Below are 23,174 nucleotides of genomic sequence, written 5' to 3'. Positions count from 1 at the left end.
TCCTTAACCCGTGCAGATCATCGGCCAGCTCCTCGCGACCATCCTGCTCGTCTTCATCGGCCTGCTCTGGATCAGGTTCATCGTCGACTGGGTGCAGGTGTTCGCGCGTCGCTGGGAGCCCCGCGGCCCGCTGCTGGTGGCGCTCGAGGGCGTCTACTCCGCGACCGATCCGCCGATCGTCGCGCTGCGCAAGGTGGTCCCGCCGTTGCGGATCGGGCAGGTCGCGCTCGACCTCAGCTTCCTGCTGGTGATGGTCGCCGCCTGGCTGCTGCTCTCCGTGGTCCGCACGGTCTTCCAGGTCTGACGTCCCGCGCCAGAACCACCAGTCACAAGGGTCACTGTGCCCCGCACGAGTCCGGGCGCTATTGTCTCCTGACAGCAGAGCCACCATGAATTCGAAGAGTGAAAGTTTGGGTGAGGTCATGCCGCTGACGCCTGAGGACGTGAGCAACAAGCGCTTTACGCCTGTCCGTCTCCGCGAGGGCTACGACATGGGCGAGGTGGACCAGTTCCTCGACGAGGTCGAGGCCGAGCTCGCCCGGCTCACCAAGGAGAACGACGACCTCCGGTCCAAGCTCTCGGCGGCCCAGTCCGGTGCCCCGGCGCCCGCTCCGGCCTCGTTCGCGCCCGCCGCGGTCCCCGAGCCCGAGCCGGAGCCCGAGCCCGAGCCGGTCGCGGCTCCCGCCCCCGTCGCCGCCCCGGTGCAGACGATGCGGGTCGAGACCGTCGCCGACGCCTCCAACGCCGCGGCCCGCCTGCTCGAGATCGCCACGCGCAACGCCGACGAGCTCGTCGAGGACGCGAAGAACGAGGCGGACCGCATCGTCGGCGCCGCCCGCACCAAGGCCGAGCGCCTCGAGGCCGAGTCGAAGACCAAGGCCGACCGCATGGAGGCCGACGCCCGTCAGCGTTCGCAGATGCTCGACTCCGAGACCGCCGAGCGCCGCCAGCAGATGTTCGGCGACCTGGAGAAGGAGCGCGACAAGCTCAACAGCGACGTCGAGACGCTGCGGGCCTTCGAGCGCGAGTACCGCTCGCGCCTGAAGACCTACTTCACCCAGCAGCTGGAGTCCCTCTCCAACGGCTCCGAGAGCCAGGCTCCCGTCGACACCGGCAGCGCGCCCAAGCGGCTCCGCTCGGTGCTGGGCGACGACGAGAACTGATCCCGGCTCCCGCACGACCCACGCTCGGCCCACCCCCTCGGGGGTGGGCCGAGCGGCATTTCCGGCGAGCCGGTCTTGGGTGGTCCCGGGGGAGCGGCTAACCTCCGTGCCACGTGTGGTGCCCACCACACCCGATGCATGGCTGGAGGCCCTCGGAGATGGCTGGCACTACGCGCAAGTCCCTGGCCGGGAGCGCCGCGGCCGCCGCGAAGCGCGTGATCGGGCGCCGCGGGTCCTCGGCTTCCCCTGCGGCGCCGGCGAAGAAGGCTCCCGCCACGAAGGCGCCGGCGAAGAAGGCCCCCGCCACGAAGGCGCCGGCGAAGAAGGCCCCCGCGACCAAGGCGCCGGCGAAGAAGACCGCCGCCACCAAGGCGCCGGCGAAGAAGACCGCCGCCACGAAGGCGCCGGCGAAGAAGACGCCGGAGAAGAAGGCAGCCGCGGCGAAGAAGGCCCCGGCCACGAAGCCCGCGGCGAAGAAGACGGCGGCAAAGAAGACGGCGGCGAGCGCGGCCCCCGCGAAGACGACCGCTGCGCGAAAAACCCCTGCGAAGAAGACCTCGGCGCAGAAGACTGCTCCCACGACGGCCGCGACGAAGACGGCCCCTACTCCTGTGAAGAAGGCCCCGGTGAAGAAGACCGCGCCCCGCAAGGCCACCCCGTCGTCGCTCGTCGTGCTCGAGCAGGAGTCGGCGTGGACCCGTGCCGAGCTCGACGAGGTGGTGACGGAGCTGCGCGAGCACCACGAGCGGCTCACCACGTCGGTGGGCGAGGCCGAGGCCGAGCTCGCCGGCCTGATGCGCGACGCCGGTGACGGCGCCGGCCACGACCAGGCCGACGTCGGTGCGTCGAGCTTCGAGCGCGACCACGAGCTCACCGTGCTCGCCAAGGAGCGCGAGATGCTGGTCCAGCTCGAGCGCGCGCTGGCACGCATCGACGACGGCACCTACGGCGTGTGCGAGTCGTGCGGCAACCCCATCGGCAAGAATCGGTTGATGGCGGTGCCGCATGCCACACTGTGCATGTCATGCAAGCAGCGCGAGGAGCGTCGCTGAACTCCAGCGACCAGACCGTCCAGAGGCCTCCCGGTCGCCGCTCCGGCGCCCGGCTCGTCTTCGTCGCAGTCGCGGTCGTGGCCTACGCGCTCGACCTCGGCACGAAGCAGTGGGCGCTGTCGGCGCTCGCCGACGGCGACGTGCCGGTCTTCGGTGACTGGTTCACCCTGCACCTGACCTTCAACCCCGGTGCGGCCTTCAGCACCGGCACGGACTTCACGATCGTCTTCACCTGCCTGGCGATGGTGGCCGTGGCCGTGGTGCTCTGGCTCAGCCGCCGGATCGCCAGCACCGGCTGGGCGCTGGCCCTCGGCCTGCTGCTGGGCGGGGTGGGCGGCAACCTGACCGATCGCCTGGTCCGCGACCCCGAGCCGCTCCACGGGCACGTCGTCGACTTCCTGATGCTGCCGAACTGGCCGGTCTTCAACCTCGCCGACGTGTGCATCAACGTCGCCGCCGGCCTGATCATCCTGCAGACCTTCCGCGGGATCGCGCTGGACGGCACTCGCGAGTCCGAGCGGTCGGACGCCGACGAGCAGGACGGGTGAGGGCGGCGATGAGCGGCCACGCCGACCAGCGCACGGTGTTCGTTCCCGACGGCCTCGCCGGTGAGCGGGTCGACGCCGCCATGGCGCGGATGTTCGGCTTCTCCCGCACCCGCGCGGCCGACCTGATCACGGCGGGCCTGGTGCAGGTCGACGGCGCCGCCGTCGGCAAGAGCGACCGCGTCGACGCCGGGGCGATGCTGGACGTCACCATCCCCGTCGAGGCCGACCCGCTCGAGGTCGTGCCCGAGATCGTCGAGGGCATCCGGATCATCCACGACGACGACGCCATCGTGGTGATCGACAAGCCCGTCGGCGTCGCGGTCCACCCGTCGCCCGGCTGGACCGGCCCGACGGTGGTCGGCCACCTCGCCGGCGCCGGCTTCCGGATCTCCACCAGCGGCGCCAGCGAGCGCCAGGGCATCGTGCAGCGCCTCGACGTCGGCACCAGCGGCGTGATGGTGATCTGCAAGTCCGAGCACGCGTACTCGGTGCTGAAGAACGCGTTCCGCCACCGCACGGTCGACAAGACCTACCACGCGCTCGTGCAGGGCCACCCGGACCCGCTGTCCGGCACCGTCGACGCCCCGATCGGCCGACACCCGCACCACGACTACAAGTTCGCCGTCATGGCCGACGGCCGGCACAGCGTGACCCACTACGAGACGCTCGAGGCGCACCGGTTCGCCAGCCTGCTGGAGATCCACCTCGAGACCGGCCGGACCCACCAGATCCGGGTCCACATGAGCGCGCTCAAGCACCCGTGCGTGGGCGACCTGACCTACGGCGCGGACCCCGTCCTCGCCACGCGCCTCGGGCTCGAGCGCCAGTGGCTGCACGCGATGCGGCTGGGGTTCGAGCACCCCGAGTCGGGGGAGTACGTCACCTACGAGTCCACCTACCCCGACGACCTCGCCCACGCCCTCGAGGTCATCCGTGACGGCGCCTGAGCCGACCCTGCGTCCCGCGGGCGCCGGCGACCTCGAGCAGGTGGCCTCGGTGCACCTGGCAGCCCGCGCCGCCGCGGTCCCCGCGATGCCGCCCGGCGTGCACACCGACGAGGAGGTCCGGGCCTGGGTCGCCGGGTGGGACCTCGCGGCCGAGGACGTCTGGGTCGCGGTGGCGGGCGGCGCGGTGGTCGGCTACGCCCGGTTCACCCCGACCTGGCTCGACGACCTCTACGTCGCCCCGGCGTGGCAGGGCAGCGGTGTCGGCTCGGCGCTCTTCGACCTCGTCACCAGCCGGCGTCCGGACGGCTTCTGCCTGTGGGTCTTCGAGTCCAACCGGCCCGCCCGCGACTTCTACCTGCGCCGCGGCTGCCTCGAGCTCGAGCGCACCGACGGCAGCGCCAACGAGGAGCGTGCGCCCGACGTCCGGGTCGCGTGGCCGGGCGCCGACCCGGTGGCGTTCCTGCGCGGGCTGATCGACGAGACCGACCTTGTGCTCGGTGACGTGCTCGCGCGGCGTACGGCGCTGACCCGAGCCGTCCAGTCGGTCAAGCCTTCCACCGAGCGCGACCCCGCCCGCGAGGCCGAGATCGCCCGCCGGGTCGCCGCTGTGGTGCCCGAGCTGGGCGAGGAGCGGGTGGCCCGGATCGTCGACGTGGTCATCGCGGCGTCGCTGGAGGTCGCCCACGGCGACGGTGGAGCCGCGGGACGCTAGGTCGGGCCCGGCGCTCCACCATCCACCGTCCCAGGTGGGGCACCATGGTGCGGTGCTGCCGAGCCCCGGGGAGGTCCTCCACTTCAGCGAGGACCCGTCGATCGAGCGGTTCGTGCCGCACGTCGCCGCGACCGCCCGGCAGCCGGAGGCGTACGTCTGGGCCGTCGATGCGCTCAACAGCCCGTGCTACTGGTTCCCCCGCCAGTGCCCGCGCGCGTGCTCGTGGGTGCAGGTCGACGGCCGTGCCGAGGACCGGGTCCACACGATCGAGGAGGCGTGGCTCGGCGCGGTCGGAACGACCCGGCTCCACGCCTACCGTTTCGACGCCGGGCCGTTCCGGCCGTTCGGTGACCGGCCGCACGCGTGGGTCGCCACTGTCCCGGTCGAGCCGCTCGGGCCGCCGGTCGAGGTGGGCGACCTGGTCGGGCTGCACTCCCGGCACGGGATCGAGCTGCGGGTGCTGCCCGACCTCGAGGAGCACTTCGCCGAGGTCCGCGCGGCCGGCCGCGAGTTCTCCGGGATCCGGATGGGCAACGCGGGCATTGGACCGGCGGGGCCGTTCCCCACCCGCCGCTGACCGGTGCGCAGCGCGGACTTGTCAGGCTCTCGCTGAACTTGTCAGGCCATGCACGGCCTGACAAGTTCAGCGATCCCCGGTCAGCCGGGGATCGCTGAGGAGGAGCAGGATGGTGCCCGTGCTGCTCCATGACGACGTGATCGAGGAGTACCGCGACTTCGCCACCTACGCCGCGGGCGACTCGCCGTGCTTCGAGGAGTGGGCGCTCGGGGTGGTCGGTGACGAGGAGGTGCTCGGCTGGCTGGCCACGCTGCCGCCGCTCAAGCGCCAGCCGAACCTCGTCTTCGCCGCCGCCCGGTGGCACGGCGCGCCGGCCCCGGGGCCGTACGCCGGCCTGCGGCGGGTGCTGCTCGAGCAGGAGCCGGAGGTGCGGGCGACGGTGCTCGCGCGGGCGACCCAGACCAACGAGGTCGGCCGGCTCGCCACCCTGACCCCGGTGCTGGCGCTGGTCGAGGGACCGCTCGCGCTGGTCGAGGTCGGCGCGAGCGCCGGGCTGTGCCTGTTCCCCGACCGCTACGACTACGCCTGGCCGCCCGCCGGCTCGCTGCGGGGGAGCGGCGGGTCGCTGCTCACCGCGACGGCCACCGGGCCGCTCCCGGTTCCGCACCGGCACCCCGAGGTCGCGTGGCGCGGCGGCGTCGACCTCAACCCCCTCGACGTCACCGACCCCGACGCCTCGGCCTGGCTGGAGAACCTGGTGTGGCCCGAGCAGGACGAGCGCCGCGAGCGGCTGCGCTCCGCCCTCGAGGTGGCCCGTCGCGAGCCTCCGTCGCTGCGTCGCGGAGACCTGTTCGACTACCTCCCGGGCCTGCTGGAGGACGCCGCGCCGCACGGCACACCGGTGGTGCTGCACTCCGCCGTGATCGCCTACCTCGACGAGCCCGGCCGCCGGCGCTTCCACGACCTGATGACCGGCCTGGTCGCCGGGGGCCGGTGCCGGTGGATCAGCAACGAGGGCCGGCGCGTCCTGCCGGAGGTCACCGGGGACCGCGAGGTCCCGCCGGGGCGCTTCGTGACCGCGCTCGACGGGGTCCCGGTCGCGTGGAGCCACGGCCACGGGCACTCCCTGGAGTGGCTCGCCTGACGCCCCGGCGTGCCCTGTCGGTGGGGCCCGGCACACTGACGTAGGCTGGCGTCCTTCCCCTCTGAGCGCCTCGCCGGGCTCCCGGTGCGGCGCTGCTGACTCGTCAGCTCCTGTCCTCGTGACACCGTCAGCGACCCCCGAAAGGTGCGGAAGTCTCCTCCATGTCGGCCGGCTCCACAGTCAACCCAGCGGGCAACTTCGTGCACCTGCACGTGCACACCGAGTACTCCATGCTCGACGGGGCCTCGCTCCTCGACGGGCTCTTCACCCGCACCAGCGAGCTCGGCATGCCGGCGATCGCGATGACCGACCACGGCAACCTGCACGGTGCCTACGACTTCTACAGCAAGGCCAAGAAGCACGGCGTCAAGCCGATCATCGGCATCGAGGCCTACCTCACCCCCGGCACGCCGCGCGGCGAGCGCAAGCGGATCCGCTGGGGCAAGGGCGACTCGGCCGAGGAGGGCGGCAAGGACGTCGCGGGCGGTGGCGCCTACACCCACATGACGATGTGGGCCGAGACGACCGAGGGCATGCACAACCTCTTCCGCCTCGCGAGCCTGGCGAGCATCGAGGGCTACTACTACAAGCCGCGCATGGACCGCGAGCTGCTCCAGCGCTACTCCAAGGGCATCATCGCCAGCACCGGCTGCCTCTCCGGCGAGATCCAGACCCGGCTCACGCTTGGCCAGTACGACGAGGCGCTGCGCGCCGCCGGCGAGTTCCAGGACATCTTCGGCAAGGACAACTTCTACCTCGAGCTGATGGACCACGGCATCGCCGCCGAGCGGGCCACGCGCGAGGACCTGGTCCGGATCGCGAAGACGCTCGGCCTGCCGACGATCGTCACCAACGACACCCACTACACCAACCCCGAGGACGCCGACGGCCAGGACGCCCTCATCTGCGTCGCCTCCGGCAAGCGCCTCGCCGACACCAACCGGCTCAAGTTCGACGGCGGCGGCTACTACATCAAGTCCGCGGCGGAGATGCGCGAGCTCTGGTCGGAGTTCCCCGACGGCTGCGACAACACCCTCGAGATCGCCGAGCGGTGCAACGTCGAGTTCACCGAGTCGACCGGCGGCTACATGGCGCGCGCCGACGTCCCCGCCGGGGAGACCGAGGAGTCCTGGTTCCGCAAGGAGGTCTGGCGCGGCATCGAGGCCCGCTACCCCGGCGACCGGCTGACCCAGGAGGTCAAGGACCGCGTCGAGATGGAGCTCGGGGTCATCTCCCAGAAGGGCTACTGCGGCTACTACCTCGTGGTCGCCGACTTCATCCAGTGGTCCAAGCGCAACGGCATCCGCGTCGGTCCCGGTCGCGGGTCCGGTGCGGGGTCGATCGCCGCCTACGCGCTGAGCATCACCGACCTGTGCCCGCTCGAGCACGGCCTGTTCTTCGAGCGGTTCCTCAACCCCGAGCGCCCCTCGATGCCCGACTTCGACATCGACTTCGACGACGCCCGCCGCGGCGAGGTGATCAAGTACGTCACCGAGAAGTACGGCACCGAGCGCGTCGCGCAGATCGCCACCTTCGGCCGGCTGAAGGCGAAGGCCGCCATCAAGGACGCCGCGCGCGTGCTCGACCACGGCTTCGCGATCTCCGACCGGATCACCAAGGCGCTCCCCGCCGACGTGATGGGCAAGGGCGTCGCGCTCAAGGACATCTTCAACACCGAGCACAAGCGCTACGGCGAGGGCGGCGAGTTCCGCGCGCTGCACGACTCCGACCCCGACGTCCGCACGATCTTCCACACCGCCCTCGGCCTCGAGGGCCAGATCCGCAACTGGGGCGTCCACGCCGCCGGCGTGATCATGTCGAGCGAGCCGATCATCGACGTCGTGCCGATCATGGCGCGGCCGCAGGACGGCGCGATCATCACGCAGTTCGACTACCCGATGTGCGAGTCGCTCGGCCTGGTCAAGATGGACTTCCTCGGCCTGTCGAACCTGCGCATCCTCGAGGACGCGCTCGCCAACATCAAGATCAACCGCGACCTCGACGTGGTGCTCGAGGAGCTGCCGTTCGACGACCGGCCCACCTACGAGCTGATGGGCCGCGGCGACACGCTGGGCGTCTTCCAGCTCGACGGCTCGGGCATGCGCGCGCTGCTGCGCTCGATGCAGCCCGACGTGTTCGCCGACATCACGGCCGTCTCCGCGCTCTACCGTCCCGGCCCGATGGGCGCCGACTCCCACAACAAGTACGCCCGGCGCAAGAACGGGCGCGAGGCGATCGAGCCGATCCACCCGGCGCTGGCCGAGGCCCTCGAGCCGGTGCTGGGCGAGACCTACGGCCTGATCGTCTACCAGGAGCAGGTGATGGCCATCGCCCAGGTCCTGGCCGGCTTCACCCTGGGCGCCGCCGACAACCTCCGCCGCGCGATGGGCAAGAAGAAGAAGGAGGAGCTCGACAAGCAGTACGCCGGCTTCCAGGCCGGCATGCTCGAGCGCGGGTTCCCGCAGCAGGCGATCGACAAGCTGTGGGAGATCCTGCTCCCGTTCTCCGACTACGCCTTCAACAAGTCGCACTCGGCCGCCTACGGCGTCATCACCTACTGGACCGCCTACCTCAAGGCCAACTACCCGACTGAATACATGGCCGCCCTCCTGACGTCCGTCAAGGACGACAAGGACAAGATGGCGATCTACCTCAACGAGTGCCGCCGGATGAAGATCCAGGTGCTGCCGCCCGACGTCAACGAGTCGCAGGCGAACTTCACCCCGGTCGGCCACGACATCCGCTTCGGCCTCACCGCCGTGCGCAACGTCGGCCACAACGTGGTCGCCGGCATCGTCGCGGCGCGCGAGGAGAAGGGCCGCTACACCGACTTCAACGACTTCATGGAGAAGGTCCCGGCGCTCGTGTGCAACAAGCGCGTCGTCGAGTCCCTCATCAAGGCCGGCGCGTTCGACGACATGAAGCACCGGCGGCGGGCGCTGGTCGCGGTCCACGAGACCGCGGTCGACCAGTTCGTCGACCTCAAGAAGAACGAGGCGATCGGCCAGGACTCGCTCTTCGGCGGCCTCAGCGACGACGAGGGCGGCTTCGGGGTGAGCGTCACCATCCCCGACATCGACGACTGGGACAAGATGACCCTGCTCGGCCACGAGCGGGAGATGCTGGGGCTCTACGTCTCCGACCACCCGCTGCTCGGCCTCGAGCACGTCCTGTCCCAGGGCACCGACTGCACCATCGGCCAGCTGATGCTCGACGAGGACCGGGCCCACGGCTCGATGCTGACCGTCAGCGGCCTGATCACCTCGGTGAGCCGCAAGATCACCAAGCGCGGCGACCCGTGGGCCACGATCACCCTCGAGGACCTCGACGGTGCGATCGAGGTGCTGCTGTTCCCCAGCGCGTACACCCTGGCCTCGACGCTGCTCGTCGAGGACCAGATCGTCCGGATCAAGGGCAGCCTCTCGCGCGACAAGGACCAGCCGGAGCTGCGCGGCCAGGAGGTCACCGCCCCCGACCTGACCCAGGGTCCGGCCGGCCCGGTGGTGATCAGCCTGCCCTCGACCCGCTGCACGCCGCCGGTGGTCGCCCAGCTCCGCGACGTGCTCGGCACCCACCCGGGCATGACCGAGGTGCAGCTGCGCCTGCTGACCCGCGCCTCCACCAAGGTGCTCAGGCTCGACGACAACCTGCGGGTCACCCCGAGCCCCGCGCTGTTCGCCGACCTCAAGCAGCTGCTCGGCCCGGGGTGCCTGGCCGGATGACCGGGGCCGCCACCGACCCCACCACCGACCCGACGCCCCGACGGGCGTTGGTGCGGCGCCTCGTCGCGGTGGTCGTCGCCTTCCTCCTCGCCGGCGCGGTGGCCGGAGTGGTCTGGGAGCGGCTGTGGGACGCGCCCGACGGGCTGACCTACCAGGGTGCCTGGTACCTCGAGCCCGCCGGTCCGGACGTCGCCTTCCAGGGGATCTGGCTCTTCGTCGCGATCGCGTTCCCCCTGGGACTCGTCCTCGCGGCCGTCGCGGGGCTGTGGCGCGACCACGAGACCGCGACCGTCGTCACGGTGCTGGTCGCGTCCTGCCTGGCCGCCGCCGTGATGTACGCCGTCGGCAGCGGGCTCGGTCCCGCCGACCCGCAGGTGCTGGCGGCCGGCAGCCCCGACTACACCACGCTCCCGGGCGACCTCGGCCTGACCGCCCCCGACGACGGTGCGGTCGCCTGGCGCTCCACCGCGCTCCTCGCCCTGCCGGCCGGCGCGATGGCCGGTCTGGTCGGCACCTACCTCTTGGCCGGTAGAGGGTTCGGCAGGCGCATCCGCGGGTAGGCTCAGCCCGACGTATTGGGGCGGTCCCGACTGGTCGGGACCCCGTGAGTGGGGGCAGCAGCAGATGAGCATGACACCGGGTGGCCCGGAGTACCTCGACACCTCCGGACCGGCTGAGGCCGCTCCGGACAACGACAACCGCAAGCGCCTGGTCGTCCTGGGCGCGCTCGGTGCCGGAGCGGCCGTCGTGGCCGGCGGCGCCTGGGCCGCGACCAGCTTCTTCGCCACGGGGGCCCAGCCGGCGGAGGCGCTGCCGGACTCGACCATCGCCTACGCCAGCGTCGACCTCGACCCGAGCGGCGGTCAGAAGATCGAGGCGATCAAGACGCTGCGCAAGTTCCCCGGCTTCACCGACCAGGTCGACATCAAGAGCGACGAGGACCTGCGCGAGCGGCTGTTCGAGGAGATCACCTCCTCGGGCGGGTGCGAGGGCCTGAGCTACGCCGACGACGTCAAGCCGTGGCTGGGCGCGCGCGCCGCGATGGCGGCCGTCGAGGTCGGGGAGGACCAGCCCGCGCCGGTCGCGGTCGTGCAGGTCACCGACTCCGGCAAGGCCGAGGAGGGCGTGCAGAAGCTCATCGACACCTGCGGCGGCGGCGAGGAGGGCTCCGGCGACGTCGGCGGCTGGGTGGTCGACGGCGACTGGCTGGTGCTCGCCGAGACGAAGGAGACCGCCCAGAAGGTGGTCGACGACGCCGGCTCCGGCTCCCTGGCCGACGACGAGGCGTTCGGGACGTGGACCGGCGAGGCCGGCGACGACGGGTTCATGTCGTTCTACGTCGCCAAGGGGGCGGCCAAGTACCTCGGCGAGGCCGCCGGCATGGGCTCCTCGCTCGGCGGACCGCTGCTGGGCGACCTGAGCGGCTCGTCGGCCGGTGGCTTCGACCAGGAGTGCCTCGACGCGGCCACCACGCCCGAGGAGATGAACGCCTGCTTCGAGGAGCCGACCGACGACACCTCGTCCGACACCGGGTCCGAGGAGGTCCCGCCGGAGCTCCAGCAGGTGATCGACGGCTTCGACGGCATGGCCGCCACCGTGCGCTTCGACGACGGCTCGGTCGAGGTCGAGTACGCCGTGTCGAACTACCAGCCGGACATGTCGAAGTACCTCGACTCCGACGAGGGCGTCGCGCTCGTCGACGGCCTCCCCGACGACACCGTCGCGGCGATGGGCTTCGCGCTGGAGCAGGGCTGGGCGCAGGCGTTCGTCGACTACCTGAAGACCACGCTGCCCGACGACTCCGCCTCGATCGACGACGGCATCGCGCAGATGGAGAGCGAGACCGGCCTGTCGTTCCCCGAGGACATCGAGACGCTCCTCGGCGAGGGCGTGACGCTCTCGGTCGGCAGCGGCATCGACCCCGACGCGATCGCCAACGGCGGTCCCGGCGAGGTCCCGGTCGGCATCACGATCAAGGGCGACGCCGGTGACATCCAGGCCGTGCTCGACAAGGTCAAGGCCCAGGTCCCGCCGGAGATGGCGGAGTTCATGGAGGTCACCGAGGGCGACGGCTACGCCGTGCTCGCGCTCCAGGACGACTACCGCGGCAAGCTCGAGGCCGGTGGCGACCTCGGCGGCAACGACGACTACGCGAAGGTCGTCGACGGCGACGCCCAGAGCCTGCTGTTCGTGAACTTCGACGCCGACGACAACTGGCTGGCCCGGGTGACCGAGGACATGCCCGAGGTCAGCGAGAACCTCGAGCCGCTGTCGTCCTTCGGCATCAGCAGCTGGATCGACGACGACGTGATGCACGGCAAGCTCGAGCTCACCACCGACTGACGTCGGACCAGCTCAACGCCCGATGGTGGCGGTCACCGCTCCGGTGGCCGCCACCAGGTCGTCCGGGGCGACCTCGAGGTCCAGACCGCGGCGCCCGCCCGACACGAAGACCGTCGGGTGGTCGAGCGCCGAGGCGTCCACCACGGTCCGCAGCCGCCGCTTCTGGCCGAACGGCGAGATGCCGCCCGCGACGTAGCCGGTGCTGCGCTCGGCCGCGGCGACGTCGGCCATCACCGCCCTCGACCCGCCCAGCGCCCTGGCCAGCGCCTTGAGGTCGAGCTGGCCCGAGACGGGGACGATGCCGACCACGAGGGCGCCGTCGAGCGAGGCGAGCAGCGTCTTGAGGACCCGCGCCGGGTCCAGCCCGAGCGCCTCCGCCGCCTCGGCACCGAAGGACGTCGCCCGCGGGTCGTGGACGTAGGTGTGCACCTCGTACGCGATGCCCGCGGCGGTCAGCGCCACGGCGGCGGGGGTGCCGCCGACCGTCCGTCGTTTCGTCACGGCTCGTTCCTATCAGCCGGCCGGGTGGATCCCGACGCGCGCCGCTGCGCGTCTCAATCTCGACGCGCTCGTGCGGCTTCGTTCCTCAGCCGCGTCGCTTGCTCGATCTGGCCGCGCCCACGCGCCGCGCTCGTGCCTCGCGCGCCGCTGCGCGCCTCAGTTCGGCGACCAGGCCGTGCGGGCGACCTGCGTCGCGGGCAGCGACGGGATGACGTTGATCGCGCGCAGCTCGTCGGTGAGCAGCCGGGTGACCAGGCGCAGCCGCTCGGTCGCGTCGTGCGCCTCGAGCAGCGACTGCCGCTCGGCCATCGGCAGCGGCGCGAGCGCCGAGAGCGTCCAGGCGAGGTAGTCGGGGTCGCGGGGGAGGGTGCCGCTGTAGGGGTCGCCCTGGAGCTCGGTCATCGCAGCGCGGAAGGCGGTGAAGGTCGCGCGGGCGCGCTCGAGCACGTCGTCGGGGACCTCGACGTGGGGCTCGACCAGCACGGCCGCGACGCCCTGCGGGAACTCGTCGCCGCGCTGCATCTCCTCGAGCTGCAGCCGGTCGCGCGCCACGGCGACGATGTCGAACGTGCCGTCGTCGTTGCGGTCCACCTCGGTGAGCTGCAGCACGCACCCGACCCGGTAGACCGACTGCGCGCCGTGGTCGCCCACTTCGTAGCCCTCGCGGATCGCGACGGTCCCGAACACCCGGTCGGCCGGGTCCTCGACGCTCATCAGGTGGCGCACGAGCATCCGGTAGCGGTCCTCGAAGACGTGCAGGGGCACGCTCATGCCCGGGAACACGACGGTGCTCAGCGGGAACATCGGCAGCGTGTCGCTCACCCCACCAACGTAGCCGCCCCGGTCCACCCTGCACCGCCGAGTTCGGGCCGACCCGCCGCGGAACCTAGAATCGGGGCATGTCCCTGATCCGCCGCATCGACCTGAGGGGCGCCGACCGCGCGTCCGTCGACTACCGCGCGAGCCTGCCCCGCGCCGAGTTCGACGTCGAGGCCGCGACGCATCAGGTGCAGCCGATCATCGACGCCGTCCGGACCCGCGGCGTCGAGGCGATCGTCGAGCTGTCGGCCCGCTTCGACGGCGTCGACCGTGACGACATCACCGTGCCGCGGGAGGCGCTCGAGACGGCCCTCGCCGAGCTCGACCCCGACGTGCGCGCGGCGCTGGAGGAGTCCGTACGCCGCCTGCGTGCCACCTGCGAGGCCGAGCTCGAGCGCGACGTGACCACCGAGGTGGCCCCCGGTGCCGTCGTGACCCACCGCAAGGTGCCCATCGAGCGCGTCGGCCTCTACGTCCCCGGCGGGCTCGCCCCGCTGGTGAGCAGCGTGGTGATGAACGTCGTCCCCGCCCAGGTGGCCGGGGTCCGGTCGATCGCGCTGGCCAGCCCGCCGCAGAAGAACCGCGAGGGTCTGCCCGAGCCGACGATCCTCGCTGCGTGCGCGCTCCTCGGCGTCGACGAGGTCTACGCCGTCGGAGGCGCCCAGGCGATCGCGATGTTCGCCCACGGCGCGGGCCCGTGCCGCCCCGTCGACCTGGTCACCGGCCCCGGCAACATCTACGTCGCTGCAGCCAAGCGGCTGGTGCGCGGCGTGGTCGGCATCGACTCGGAGGCGGGGACCACCGAGATCGCGATCCTCGCCGACGACTCGGCCGAGCCCGCCTTCGTCGCCGCCGACCTGATCAGCCAGGCCGAGCACGACCCGATGGCCGCCTCGGTGCTGGTCACCGACTCGCCGGCCCTGGCCGACGCGGTCGAGGTCGAGCTCGACAAGCAGGTCTTCGCCACGCGCCACACCGAGCGGGTCAGCACCGCGCTCGGCGGCCCGCAGTCCGCGATCGTGCTGGTCGACGACGTCGACCAGGGGGTGCAGGTGGTCGACGCCTACGCCGCCGAGCACCTCGAGATCCAGACCCGGGACGCGGCGGCCGTCGCTGCGCGCGTCCGCAACGCGGGTGCGATCTTCGTCGGGCCGTGGGCACCGGTGTCGCTCGGCGACTACGCCGCGGGCTCCAACCACGTGCTGCCGACCGCCGGCTGCGCCTGCCACTCGAGCGGCCTGTCGGTGCGCGCCTTCACCCGGTCGATGCACGTCGTCGACTACTCGCGCGCCGCCCTCGCCGACGTCGCCGACCACGTGGTGACCCTCGCTGGCGCGGAGGACCTGCCGGGCCACGGCCAGGCGGTGTCGGTGCGTTTCGAGCAGCAGCGGTGAGCGCGGTGTTCCCACCCCTGCGCGAGGCGCTGCAGGGGATCGAGCCCTACGGCGCGCCGCAGCTCGACGTCCCGGTCCAGCTCAACGTCAACGAGAACCCCTACGGTCCCTCGCCCGAGGCCGCGGCCGACATCGCGCGCGCCGTCGGCGAGGCCGCGGCGTCGCTCAACCGCTATCCGGACCGGGAGTTCACCGCGCTGCGCGAGGGCCTCGCCGCCTACCTCAACACCTCCGGCGGGTCCGGGATCGGCGCCGACATGGTGTGGGCCGCCAACGGCTCCAACGAGGTGATGCTCCAGCTGCTGCAGGCCTTCGGGGGCCCGGGCCGCTGCGCGCTGTCGTTCGCCCCGACGTACTCGATGTACCCCGAGTACGCCCGCGACGCCGTCACCGAGTGGGTCACCGGCCACCGCGCCGAGGACTTCTCGCTCGACCTCGACGCCGCCCGCGACCTGGTCCTCGAGCGCCGGCCGTCGGTCGTGCTGCTGCCGAGCCCCAACAACCCCACCGGCACGGCGCTCCCGCCGGAGGCGGTGTCGATGCTCTGCGAGGCGGCCGCCTCCTACGAGCCGGGCGGGATCGTGGTGGTCGACGAGGCCTACGGCGAGTTCCGCCGCACGGGCACCCCGAGCGCGCTCGAGCTGCTCCCGGCGCACCGCAACCTGGTGGTCAGCCGCACGATGAGCAAGGCGTTCGCGCTCGCCGGTGCCCGCGTCGGCTACCTCGCCGCGCACCCGGCGATCTGCGACGCGATCCGCGTCGTGCGGCTGCCCTACCACCTGTCGGCCGTCACCCAGGCGACCGCGCTCGCGGCGCTGCGCCACGCGCCCGAGCTGCTTGGCCGGGTCGAGGAGCTGCGCGCCGAGCGCGACCGGACGGTCGCGTGGCTGCGCGAGCAGGGCCACGAGGTGGCCGACTCGGACGCCAACTTCGCCCTTTTCGGCCGCTTCGCCGACCGCCACGCGGTGTGGCAGGGGCTGGTGGACCGCGGCGTGCTGATCCGCGAGACCGGCCCGGACGGCTGGCTGCGGGTCTCGATCGGCACCGCGGACGAGATGGCAGCATTCAGGCAGGCACTGACGGACGTGACCAAGGAGAACGCATGACCCGCACGGCGAGCATCGAGCGCACCACCCAGGAGTCGAGCGTCCTGGTCGAGGTCGACCTCGACGGCACCGGCCGCTCCGAGGTGTCCACCGGCGTCGGGTTCTACGACCACATGCTCACCGCCTTCGCGCGCCACTCGCTCGTCGACCTCACCGTCCGCACCACCGGCGACGTCCACATCGACGCCCACCACTCGGTCGAGGACACCGCGATCGTGCTCGGGCAGGCGCTGCGCCAGGCCCTCGGCGACAAGGTCGGCATCCGCCGCTTCGGTGACGCCACCGTGCCGCTCGACGAGGCGCTCGTGCAGGCCGTCGTCGACGTCTCCGGGCGCCCCTACTGCGTGCACACCGGCGAGCCGGACGGCCAGGTCTACGCCCTCATCGGTGGCTCCGGCGTGCCCTACGCGGGGTCGCTGACCCAGCACGTCTTCGAGTCCATCGCCCAGCACGGCCACTTCGGCCTGCACGTGCGCGTCCTCGCCGGGCGCGACCCGCACCACATCGTCGAGACGCAGTTCAAGGCGTTCGCCCGGGCGTTCCGCGACGCCGTCGCGCTCGACCCGCGCGAGCAGGGCGTGCCCTCGACCAAGGGCACCCTGTGACCGGACCCTCCGTCGTCGTCCTCGACTACGGCTCGGGCAACCTGCGCTCCGCCGTCCGCGCCGTCGAGCGCGCCGGCGCCGAGGTGACCCTGACCGGCGACTTCGACACCGCGCTCGCCGCCGACGGCCTGCTGGTGCCGGGTGTCGGCGCCTACGCCGCCTGCATGGCGGGCCTGCGCGCGATCAAGGGCGAGCGGATCATCGGCCGGCGCCTCGCCGGCGGCCGTCCGGTGCTCGGCATCTGCGTGGGGATGCAGATCCTCTTCGCCGGCGGCGTCGAGCACGGCGTCGAGACCGACGGCTGCGACGAGTGGCCGGGCCGGGTCACCCGGCTGGAGGCCGACGTCGTCCCGCACATGGGCTGGAACACCGTCGACGTCCCCGAGGGCACCCGCCTCTTCGACGGCGTGCAGGACGAGCGGTTCTACTTCGTCCACTCCTACGCGGCGCGCTCCTGGGACCTCGTCACCAACGACCGCACGGCCGCGCCGCTGGTCACGTGGGCCGAGCACGGGGGCGACCGGTTCGTCGCCGCGGTCGAGAACGGCCCGCTCTCGGCCACCCAGTTCCACCCGGAGAAGTCCGGCGACGCCGGCGCCGCGCTGCTGCGCAACTGGGTGCGCTCGCTCTAGGAGCCGTGCGCGACCCGCGGGCCGAACGGACCGTACGGCGCGTCGGCGGTGCCCCGGCCCCACGTGTCGCCGCGCAGCGCACGACCCTCGTCGCGCAGCGTCGACGCGCCGACGCGCACCCACCTCGGCCGTCCGAGGCAGGAGCGCGGCACGCGCACGGTGACCGCGCCGCGAGTGCTCGGACCGGTGACGGCGAGGTCGCACGGCAGGCCCCTCCCGCCGCCACCGGCCGCACCGCAGGCGTCGGGCTCGCCGATGTGGGAGGAGTAGAGGATCGCCTCGAGCGAACCGCCCGGCCGGGCGCGCTGGACGTTCACCTCGTGGACCGAGTCGGACGCGCGCGGCGTGTCCAGCACGAACGACAGCAGGGTGCCTCGCCAGGGCGAGGCGTCCCGCAGCCGGGTGCTCAGCTCGATCGTCGCACCGTCGTGACGCACGCCCAGCCCGAGGATGTCGGTGGCGGCCTCTCGCGGCCGGTCGTGCTCGGTGAGCGTGCCGCACGGCTCCGGTTCGGGGGAGTAGGACCACTCGGTGGCGTCGTGCGCGGCGTCGCGACCCCACCACTGCTCCGCGTGCGCGGCCGTCCCGGAGCAGGCGAGCAGGCCGCCCGCGACGGTCGTGGCGGCCAGGCGGCGCAGGAGCGGTGTCATCGGGGTCCCCCAGGGTGCTCGATCGGTCGGGCGGGATCGTGCCATCCGTGGGGACCCGGCGTCACCAGTTCCTGCCGCATTTTGGGGATCGCGACCTGCCCCCGGGCCGGGCTACCGTCCCCGCATGGGGGAGAAGCTGAGCATGAACCAGGTGATCCACGCGGCCGTGCGCCGCGACGTGAGCCGCACGGAGCAGGCGTTGCGGTCGCTGCGAGACGGCGACGGCGACCGCGCCCGCCAGGTCCGTACGGCCTGGCAGAACCTGGTGCGCGAGCTGACCCACCACCACGAGGCCGAGGACGCCATCGCGTGGCCCTTCCTCGCCTCGCGCGGCTTCGACAGCCGGCTGCTCGCGCAGATGGAGGACGAGCACGTCGCCATGAAGCAGGCGCTGGCCGCCTCGTCCGCCGCGATCGACGCCGTGGTCGCGACGCCCACGACCGCCACCGCGACGGCGGCCGCCGACGAGGTCGCGGCCGCGCGCGAGGTGATCAACGGCCACCTCGACCACGAGGAGGCCGACGTCGAGGGGATCATGGGCGACCTCGAGGACGACCCCGAGTGGAAGAAGGCCGCCTCCCGGATGCGTCCTGCGTCGGTCGTCGACGCGGCCAACGCTCTCGCCTGGATGCAGGACGGCGCGGGGGAGCGCGAACGCGCCTCGCTGCGGGCCACCATCCCCGCCCCCGTGATCGCCGTCCTCACCACGCTGCTGGCGCGCCGCTACCGGCGCGAGGTCGCCCCGGTCTGGCGCTAGGCGTCGCGGACCGCCCGGGCGTCGCCCTCGGCCAGCTCCTTCAGCGTGAGCAGCTGCTTGCGCGCCATCACCAGGTCTCCGAGCGACAGCACCGGCGCGACCGGGCGGCTCGTGCGCGCCACGACCTTGAGCAGCAGCCGGCACCCGTCCCCGTCCGGCACGACGGCGTACGACATGTGCGCCCCCATGATCCGCGCGGTCAGCTCCCGGCCGGGCTCGACCGCGACGACCCGCCCCTGGTCGAGGCCGAAGGCGCGCGTGAACGGATCCCCGACCGCGGGCTCGGGGAGCTCGCGCAGGTCCCGGGGCGAGCGCCGCCCGAGGTTGTCGACGAGGTCGTAGGAGTAGGGCGCCAACCGCACCTGCTTCACCCGGGCCCACACGGCCGCGGGCTCCACGGCCACGCTGACCCCGCGCCACGCCTGCAGTGTCGGCGCCGGCTCGAACGCGTCGCAGCCGTAGGCCCGCGCGACCTCCGCCTCGCTCACGCCCCACCGGTCGCCGATCACGTCCCCGACGCTACTCGGCCCGGGGTGGCGGCACACGACAGACGTACGTCGTGGGTGGCGGCACACGACAGACGTACGTCGTGGGTGGCGGCACACGACAGATGATCTGCCGAACTCGATGTCGTGTGCCGCCACGGTGGCCCGGCGGATGTCGTGTGCCGCCACGGTGGGTCCGGCGGGTGACGTGTGCCGCCACGGTGGGGACGGCGGATGTCGTGTGCCGCCACCCCCCTAGACGTGGGGTTGCCGGTGGTGAACGCCGGGTCTACGTTCGGCTCACGGACCGCGGCAGCGTCGCCGCGCCGGGAGGGAGTCGTCATGGCTCAGCGCCGCACCCGTCTGCTCGCCGTCGCCACCGCCGCCGCGGTCGCGCTCACCGTCGCCGGCACCCAGGCGGGCGCCGAGGCCGGGGACCGCGGGGAGCGTCGCCCCCAGCCCGCCGTGCGGCCGACGAAGGTCGTCGTCATCGTCGTCGACGCGTTGAGCAAGGAGATCGTCGACCGCTACGACATGCGCAACGTCGAGGCGTTGATGAAGGACGGCGTGGACACGCCCCGTGGCTACCTCGGGCACACCGGCTCGGTCACCGTCGTCACCCACAACGTGATCGCCACCGGTGCGACGCCGAAGCACATGGGCTGGACGACCGAGGGCTACCGCGACGTCGACGGACTCCTCGGCGCCCCGGGCGGGCTCTACATCACCAGCAACTTCGGCCTCGCCCAGATGGCACCGCTCCAGCAGGCGGCCGGCTACCCGCACCTGTCCGACTACCTCGACGACACCGGCAAGGTCTTCACCGTCAGTCCCAAGGGATACGCCGCCTGGGGGCTCAGCGGTCCCGGCTCGGCCAACACCTCCACCATCACCTTCGGCAGCGGCCCGACCTGCCCCAACCCCGACGGCACGACGACGCGCTACCGCCAGCCGACCGGCTGGAACGTGCCGGCGTACTTCTCCGCCGCGTGCGGCTCGCGCTGGCTCGCCCGCCGCGACACGATTTACGACACCGGCCAGTTCCCGGCACAACTCTACCCCGCGACCGACAACCGCTATGTCGTCGGCGCCGACCCCGCCCAGCAGGGCGGCGACGTCTGGGCCACGGACGCGGTGCTCGAGGTGATGGAGCAGGAGGGCGACGGCTGGAGCGGGATCTTCGTCAGCCTCCCCGGCGTCGACAAGGCCGCGCACATGTGGGGCGGCGTCAACGACCCGGAGGGTGCCACGCCCGGCTACGACCCGATGACGCACATGCGGTACGCCACCCGGACCGCCGACGCCCAGGTCGGCCGGATCATGCAGGCGCTCGAGGACAGCGGACAGCTCGACGACACCCTCGTGGTGCTCACCGCCGACCACGGGTCGGTCGCGGCCGGCCCGGGCCACTTCCACGGCGACTTCCAGCCGGAGAACGACTACGGCTTCTTCAACTGGTACTACGGTTCGCCGGCCAACGACGTGCCCTACCTCCGTCCGCAGCAGGCGCTGCTCCCGCTCATCGAGGGCACCGACGACGGCACCGGCGCCACCAACGTCGGCCTGTCCTACAGCGACTCCTCGCTCAACGTGTGGCTCAAGGACCAGTCGGCGGCCAAGGTCGCCGAGGCCGCAGCCCTCATGGAGGACCTGCCCGACGTGACGGCGGTCTGGCGGCGCGACGGGGACCACTACGACCGGGTGACGCCGGTGCGCTGGGACCGAATGCGCGGGGCGGAGAGGCGCTGGTTCGCCACCAGGGCGCAGGAGCTCGTCGACACCCAGGCCGCCGACTACGGCCCCGACCTCATCGCGACGCTGCCCGACGACACGACGTACTCCGTGCTCGGCGACCACGGCGGCATCCAGCGTGCCGCCCAGCAGGTCCCGATCGTGTTCGCCGGCGCCAACACGTCCGCCAGGGACCTGCGGGCCCCGGTCCGGTCCGTCGACATCATGCCGACGATCCTGCGTGCGATGGGCATCTCGCCGACCAGCGCCATGGACGGCACCGCCTACGAGCTGCCGACCAGGCGCCGGCGCTGAGTCCCGTCTCGCGGGGGCGGGCCGCGGAGGGGGCCGGGACCGGCGGATCCTAGGATCGACCCATGCCCAGCACCCCCGAGCAGCCCTACCTCGAGCTCCTGCCCGCCGTCGACATCAAGGGCGGCCAGGCCGTCCAGCTGGTGCAGGGCGTGGACGGGTCGGAGAAGCGCTTCGGCGACCCGGTCGAGGCCGCGCTGCGCTGGCAGGAGGCCGGCGCGGAGTGGATCCACCTCGTCGACCTCGACGCGGCGTTCGGCCACGGCCACAACCGTGAGCTCCAGGCGCGGATCGTCGGCACCCTCGACATCCAGGTCGAGATGAGCGGCGGCATCCGCGACGACGAGTCGCTCGAGGCCGCGATGGCCACCGGCTGCCGGCGCGTCAACATCGGCACGGCCGCCCTCGAGCAGCCCGAGTGGTGCGCGAAGGCGATCGCGACCTACGGCGACCGGGTGGCCGTCGGGCTCGACGTCCGCGGCACGACCCTCGCCGCCCGCGGCTGGACCCGCGACGGGGGAGACCTCTACGAGACGCTCGCCCGCCTCGACTCCGAGGGCTGCGCGCGCTACGTCGTCACCGACGTCAACAAGGACGGCATGCTCCAGGGCCCGAACCTCCAGCTCCTGCGCGACGTGTGCGCCGCGACGGACAAGCCGGTCGTCGCGAGCGGCGGCGTCACCACGCTCGACGACATCCGGGCGCTGACGACCCTCGTCGGCGACGGCGTCGAGGGCGCGATCGCCGGCACCGCGCTCTACGAGGGCCGGTTCACCCTCGAGGACGCGCTGGCCCTCACCCGGGGACGCTGACATGCACTTCACCGAGTACGACCTGCGCAACGCGGCGTACGCCTGGATCGTCGACGACCGCGACCGCGTGCTGCTCACGTGGTGGAACGGCGAGGGCCGGTTCGACCCCGCCTGGTCGCTGCCCGGCGGCGGCATCGACTTCGACGAGGCGATCCGCGACGGCCTGGTCCGCGAGGTGCACGAGGAGACCGGCTACGACATCGAGGTCGGCGACTTCATCACCGACCACTTCTTCACGCGGCGCCGTGAGGGGCAGAAGCCGTTCCGGGCGCAGCGCTTCGTGTTCCACGCCCGCATCGTCGGCGGCGAGCTCGGCACCCTCGAGGTCGGCGGGTCGACCGACTACGCCGAGTGGGTGCCGCTCGCCGAGGTCCCCGCCCAGCCGGCGCGGGCCGAGATCGTGGACGTCGCGCTCGCCGCGCACCGCGCAGGGCGGCGGGACGCATGAGCCTCGCGATCCGCGTCATCCCGTGCCTCGACGTCGACGGCGGCCGGGTGGTCAAGGGCGTCAACTTCACCGAGCTGCGCGACGCCGGCGACCCCGTCGAGCTGGCCCGGCTCTACGACGCCGAGGGCGCCGACGAGCTGACCTTCCTCGACATCTCGGCCTCCCACGAGGGCCGCGCGACCACCATGGAGGTGGTCAGCCGGTGCGCGGAGGAGGTCTTCATCCCGCTCACCGTCGGCGGCGGCGTGAGCAGCGTCGAGGACGTCGACCGGCTGCTGCGCGCCGGCGCCGACAAGGTCGCGGTCAACACCGCCGCCATCCACCGCCCCGAGCTGGTCGCCGAGATCGCCGACCGGTTCGGCAACCAGGTCCTGGTCCTGAGCGTCGACGCCCGACGCACGTCCGGCGAGCAGCGCACCGACAGCGGCTTCGAGGTCACCACCCACGGCGGTCGCGAGAGCGCCGGGCTCGACGCGATCGGGTGGGCCGTCCGGGCCGCGGAGCTCGGTGCCGGTGAGATCCTGCTCAACGCGATGGACGCCGACGGCACCACCGACGGCTTCGACCTCGACCTGATCAGAGCCGTACGCCGCGAGGTGAGCATCCCGGTCATCGCCAGCGGGGGAGCGGGCGCGGTCGAGCACTTCCCGCCCGCCGTCGAGGCCGGCGCCGACGCGGTGCTCGCGGCGACCGTCTTCCACTTCGGCACGCTCAGCATCGGAGAGGTCAAGACCGGCCTGTCCACGGCCGGTCATCCCGTCCGCTGAGGCCCCG

General features: G+C 72.5%; 25 protein-coding genes. 20 read left to right on the top strand and 5 right to left on the bottom strand.

Features of this window, described 5'->3' with window-relative positions; translation table 11 throughout:
* Nucleotides 1–10 precede the first annotated feature (10 nt).
* The gene (locus tag LN652_RS04820; RefSeq protein WP_230443553.1) at nt 11–304 is read left to right on the top strand and encodes a YggT family protein; all 294 of its coding nucleotides are present in this window, start codon (nt 11–13) and stop codon (nt 302–304) included.
* Nucleotides 305–422: 118 nt separating this feature from the next.
* Nucleotides 423–1,163 (top strand): DivIVA domain-containing protein, encoded by a 741-nt coding sequence (locus LN652_RS04815; RefSeq protein WP_230443552.1) that lies wholly within the window; start codon nt 423–425, stop codon nt 1,161–1,163.
* Between the two features lie 97 nt (nt 1,164–1,260).
* On the opposite strand, the gene LN652_RS04810 is transcribed toward LN652_RS04815, so the two are convergent.
* Nucleotides 1,261–1,743, bottom strand: a complete 483-nt coding sequence (locus LN652_RS04810; RefSeq protein WP_230443551.1) for a hypothetical protein — start codon at nt 1,741–1,743, stop codon at nt 1,261–1,263.
* Nucleotides 1,744–1,789: 46 nt separating this feature from the next.
* On the opposite strand from LN652_RS04810, the gene LN652_RS04805 reads away from it, so the two are divergent.
* From LN652_RS04805 to LN652_RS04765, 9 genes are all read left to right on the top strand, one after another.
* Nucleotides 1,790–2,215 carry a TraR/DksA family transcriptional regulator gene (locus LN652_RS04805; protein ID WP_230443550.1) on the top strand — a complete coding sequence of 142 codons (426 nt, stop codon included), beginning with the start codon at nt 1,790–1,792 and terminating at the stop codon, nt 2,213–2,215.
* Complete coding sequence (lspA, locus tag LN652_RS04800; protein ID WP_230443549.1) at nt 2,188–2,763, top strand: signal peptidase II; 576 nt, start codon at nt 2,188–2,190, stop codon at nt 2,761–2,763. The genes LN652_RS04805 and lspA overlap by 28 nt, the downstream gene beginning before the upstream one ends.
* Before the next feature lie 8 nt (nt 2,764–2,771).
* Entirely contained in the window at nt 2,772–3,710 is a 939-nt protein-coding gene (locus tag LN652_RS04795) for an RluA family pseudouridine synthase (RefSeq protein ID WP_230443548.1), read from the top strand.
* On the top strand, nt 3,697–4,422 hold the full coding sequence (locus LN652_RS04790; protein WP_230443547.1) for a GNAT family N-acetyltransferase: 726 nt from the start codon (nt 3,697–3,699) through the stop codon (nt 4,420–4,422). The genes LN652_RS04795 and LN652_RS04790 overlap by 14 nt, the downstream gene beginning before the upstream one ends.
* Before the next feature lie 52 nt (nt 4,423–4,474).
* Nucleotides 4,475–4,999, top strand: coding sequence for a DUF6886 family protein (locus tag LN652_RS04785; RefSeq protein WP_230443546.1), 525 nt, complete (start codon nt 4,475–4,477; stop codon nt 4,997–4,999).
* 118 nt (nt 5,000–5,117) lie between these two features.
* Complete coding sequence (locus tag LN652_RS04780) at nt 5,118–6,083, top strand: DUF2332 domain-containing protein (protein ID WP_407941524.1); 966 nt, start codon at nt 5,118–5,120, stop codon at nt 6,081–6,083.
* A 161-nt stretch (nt 6,084–6,244) separates the two neighbouring features.
* Nucleotides 6,245–9,805 (top strand): DNA polymerase III subunit alpha, encoded by a 3,561-nt coding sequence (gene dnaE / locus LN652_RS04775; protein ID WP_230443544.1) that lies wholly within the window; start codon nt 6,245–6,247, stop codon nt 9,803–9,805.
* Nucleotides 9,802–10,365: a hypothetical protein gene (locus LN652_RS04770; RefSeq protein ID WP_230443543.1), complete on the top strand. Its 564-nt coding sequence runs from the start codon at nt 9,802–9,804 to the stop codon at nt 10,363–10,365. Before dnaE ends, LN652_RS04770 begins: the two co-directional genes overlap by 4 nt.
* A gap of 64 nt (nt 10,366–10,429) precedes the next feature.
* Nucleotides 10,430–12,148, top strand: a complete 1,719-nt coding sequence (locus LN652_RS04765) for a DUF3352 domain-containing protein (RefSeq protein ID WP_230443542.1) — start codon at nt 10,430–10,432, stop codon at nt 12,146–12,148.
* Nucleotides 12,149–12,160: 12 nt separating this feature from the next.
* On the opposite strand, the gene ybaK is transcribed toward LN652_RS04765, so the two are convergent.
* Together ybaK and LN652_RS04755 are read right to left on the bottom strand one after the other, a co-directional pair.
* The gene (gene ybaK, locus LN652_RS04760) at nt 12,161–12,649 is read right to left on the bottom strand and encodes a Cys-tRNA(Pro) deacylase (RefSeq protein WP_230443541.1); all 489 of its coding nucleotides are present in this window, start codon (nt 12,647–12,649) and stop codon (nt 12,161–12,163) included.
* Nucleotides 12,650–12,805: 156 nt separating this feature from the next.
* Nucleotides 12,806–13,471 carry an LON peptidase substrate-binding domain-containing protein gene (locus LN652_RS04755; RefSeq protein ID WP_230443540.1) on the bottom strand — a complete coding sequence of 222 codons (666 nt, stop codon included), beginning with the start codon at nt 13,469–13,471 and terminating at the stop codon, nt 12,806–12,808.
* Nucleotides 13,472–13,554: 83 nt separating this feature from the next.
* On the opposite strand from LN652_RS04755, the gene hisD reads away from it, so the two are divergent.
* The 4 genes from hisD to hisH are packed head-to-tail and all read left to right on the top strand — an operon-like array spanning nt 13,555 to nt 17,205.
* Entirely contained in the window at nt 13,555–14,862 is a 1,308-nt protein-coding gene (gene hisD / locus LN652_RS04750; protein ID WP_329958486.1) for a histidinol dehydrogenase, read from the top strand.
* Between the two features lie 5 nt (nt 14,863–14,867).
* Nucleotides 14,868–15,968: a histidinol-phosphate transaminase gene (locus LN652_RS04745; protein ID WP_230444687.1), complete on the top strand. Its 1,101-nt coding sequence runs from the start codon at nt 14,868–14,870 to the stop codon at nt 15,966–15,968.
* Nucleotides 15,965–16,573 carry an imidazoleglycerol-phosphate dehydratase HisB gene (gene hisB, locus LN652_RS04740; protein WP_230443538.1) on the top strand — a complete coding sequence of 203 codons (609 nt, stop codon included), beginning with the start codon at nt 15,965–15,967 and terminating at the stop codon, nt 16,571–16,573. The genes LN652_RS04745 and hisB overlap by 4 nt, the downstream gene beginning before the upstream one ends.
* The gene (gene hisH, locus LN652_RS04735) at nt 16,570–17,205 is read left to right on the top strand and encodes an imidazole glycerol phosphate synthase subunit HisH (RefSeq protein WP_230443537.1); all 636 of its coding nucleotides are present in this window, start codon (nt 16,570–16,572) and stop codon (nt 17,203–17,205) included. The genes hisB and hisH overlap by 4 nt, the downstream gene beginning before the upstream one ends.
* Here hisH and LN652_RS04730 read toward each other — a convergent pair.
* Entirely contained in the window at nt 17,202–17,855 is a 654-nt protein-coding gene (locus tag LN652_RS04730) for a hypothetical protein (RefSeq protein ID WP_230443536.1), read from the bottom strand. The genes hisH and LN652_RS04730 overlap by 4 nt on opposite strands.
* A gap of 124 nt (nt 17,856–17,979) precedes the next feature.
* Between LN652_RS04730 and LN652_RS04725 the strand changes: the two genes are divergently transcribed.
* Nucleotides 17,980–18,612: a hemerythrin domain-containing protein gene (locus tag LN652_RS04725; RefSeq protein ID WP_230443535.1), complete on the top strand. Its 633-nt coding sequence runs from the start codon at nt 17,980–17,982 to the stop codon at nt 18,610–18,612.
* Here the strand turns inward: LN652_RS04725 and LN652_RS04720 are convergent.
* Nucleotides 18,609–19,121 carry a hypothetical protein gene (locus tag LN652_RS04720; RefSeq protein ID WP_230443534.1) on the bottom strand — a complete coding sequence of 171 codons (513 nt, stop codon included), beginning with the start codon at nt 19,119–19,121 and terminating at the stop codon, nt 18,609–18,611. The two genes, LN652_RS04725 and LN652_RS04720, sit on opposite strands and share 4 nt — an antisense overlap.
* 318 nt (nt 19,122–19,439) lie before the next feature.
* Between LN652_RS04720 and LN652_RS04715 the strand changes: the two genes are divergently transcribed.
* The 4 genes from LN652_RS04715 (at nt 19,440) to hisF (ending at nt 23,167) form a co-directional block, all read left to right on the top strand.
* Nucleotides 19,440–21,143 carry an alkaline phosphatase family protein gene (locus LN652_RS04715; protein WP_230443533.1) on the top strand — a complete coding sequence of 568 codons (1,704 nt, stop codon included), beginning with the start codon at nt 19,440–19,442 and terminating at the stop codon, nt 21,141–21,143.
* Nucleotides 21,144–21,205: 62 nt separating this feature from the next.
* Complete coding sequence (gene priA, locus LN652_RS04710) at nt 21,206–21,952, top strand: bifunctional 1-(5-phosphoribosyl)-5-((5-phosphoribosylamino)methylideneamino)imidazole-4-carboxamide isomerase/phosphoribosylanthranilate isomerase PriA (RefSeq protein ID WP_230443532.1); 747 nt, start codon at nt 21,206–21,208, stop codon at nt 21,950–21,952.
* 1 nt (nt 21,953) lies between these two features.
* Nucleotides 21,954–22,400 (top strand): NUDIX hydrolase, encoded by a 447-nt coding sequence (locus tag LN652_RS04705; RefSeq protein WP_230443531.1) that lies wholly within the window; start codon nt 21,954–21,956, stop codon nt 22,398–22,400.
* Complete coding sequence (gene hisF / locus LN652_RS04700) at nt 22,397–23,167, top strand: imidazole glycerol phosphate synthase subunit HisF (protein WP_230443530.1); 771 nt, start codon at nt 22,397–22,399, stop codon at nt 23,165–23,167. Before LN652_RS04705 ends, hisF begins: the two co-directional genes overlap by 4 nt.
* The last annotated feature ends 7 nt before the right edge of the window (nt 23,168–23,174 follow it).

This window comes from Nocardioides okcheonensis (genome assembly GCF_020991065.1).
GTDB lineage: Bacteria > Actinomycetota > Actinomycetes > Propionibacteriales > Nocardioidaceae > Nocardioides > Nocardioides okcheonensis.
This window is presented reverse-complemented; position numbering and strand designations above follow the sequence as displayed.

Excerpts from the sequence above, each read along its gene's own strand:
- LN652_RS04815 (WP_230443552.1), top strand. The coding sequence starts at position 423 with ATGCCGCTGACGCCTGAGGACGTGAGCAACAAGCGCTTTACGCCTGTC.
- lspA (WP_230443549.1), top strand. The coding sequence starts at position 2,188 with ATGCAAGCAGCGCGAGGAGCGTCGCTGAACTCCAGCGACCAGACCGTC.
- LN652_RS04795 (WP_230443548.1), top strand. The coding sequence starts at position 2,772 with ATGAGCGGCCACGCCGACCAGCGCACGGTGTTCGTTCCCGACGGCCTC.
- dnaE (WP_230443544.1), top strand. The coding sequence starts at position 6,245 with ATGTCGGCCGGCTCCACAGTCAACCCAGCGGGCAACTTCGTGCACCTG.
- LN652_RS04770 (WP_230443543.1), top strand. The coding sequence starts at position 9,802 with ATGACCGGGGCCGCCACCGACCCCACCACCGACCCGACGCCCCGACGG.
- LN652_RS04765 (WP_230443542.1), top strand. The coding sequence starts at position 10,430 with ATGAGCATGACACCGGGTGGCCCGGAGTACCTCGACACCTCCGGACCG.
- hisB (WP_230443538.1), top strand. The coding sequence starts at position 15,965 with ATGACCCGCACGGCGAGCATCGAGCGCACCACCCAGGAGTCGAGCGTC.
- LN652_RS04730 (WP_230443536.1), bottom strand. The coding sequence starts at position 17,855 with ATGACACCGCTCCTGCGCCGCCTGGCCGCCACGACCGTCGCGGGCGGC.
- LN652_RS04725 (WP_230443535.1), top strand. The coding sequence starts at position 17,980 with ATGGGGGAGAAGCTGAGCATGAACCAGGTGATCCACGCGGCCGTGCGC.
- LN652_RS04715 (WP_230443533.1), top strand. The coding sequence starts at position 19,440 with ATGGCTCAGCGCCGCACCCGTCTGCTCGCCGTCGCCACCGCCGCCGCG.
- priA (WP_230443532.1), top strand. The coding sequence starts at position 21,206 with ATGCCCAGCACCCCCGAGCAGCCCTACCTCGAGCTCCTGCCCGCCGTC.
- LN652_RS04705 (WP_230443531.1), top strand. The coding sequence starts at position 21,954 with ATGCACTTCACCGAGTACGACCTGCGCAACGCGGCGTACGCCTGGATC.
- hisF (WP_230443530.1), top strand. The coding sequence starts at position 22,397 with ATGAGCCTCGCGATCCGCGTCATCCCGTGCCTCGACGTCGACGGCGGC.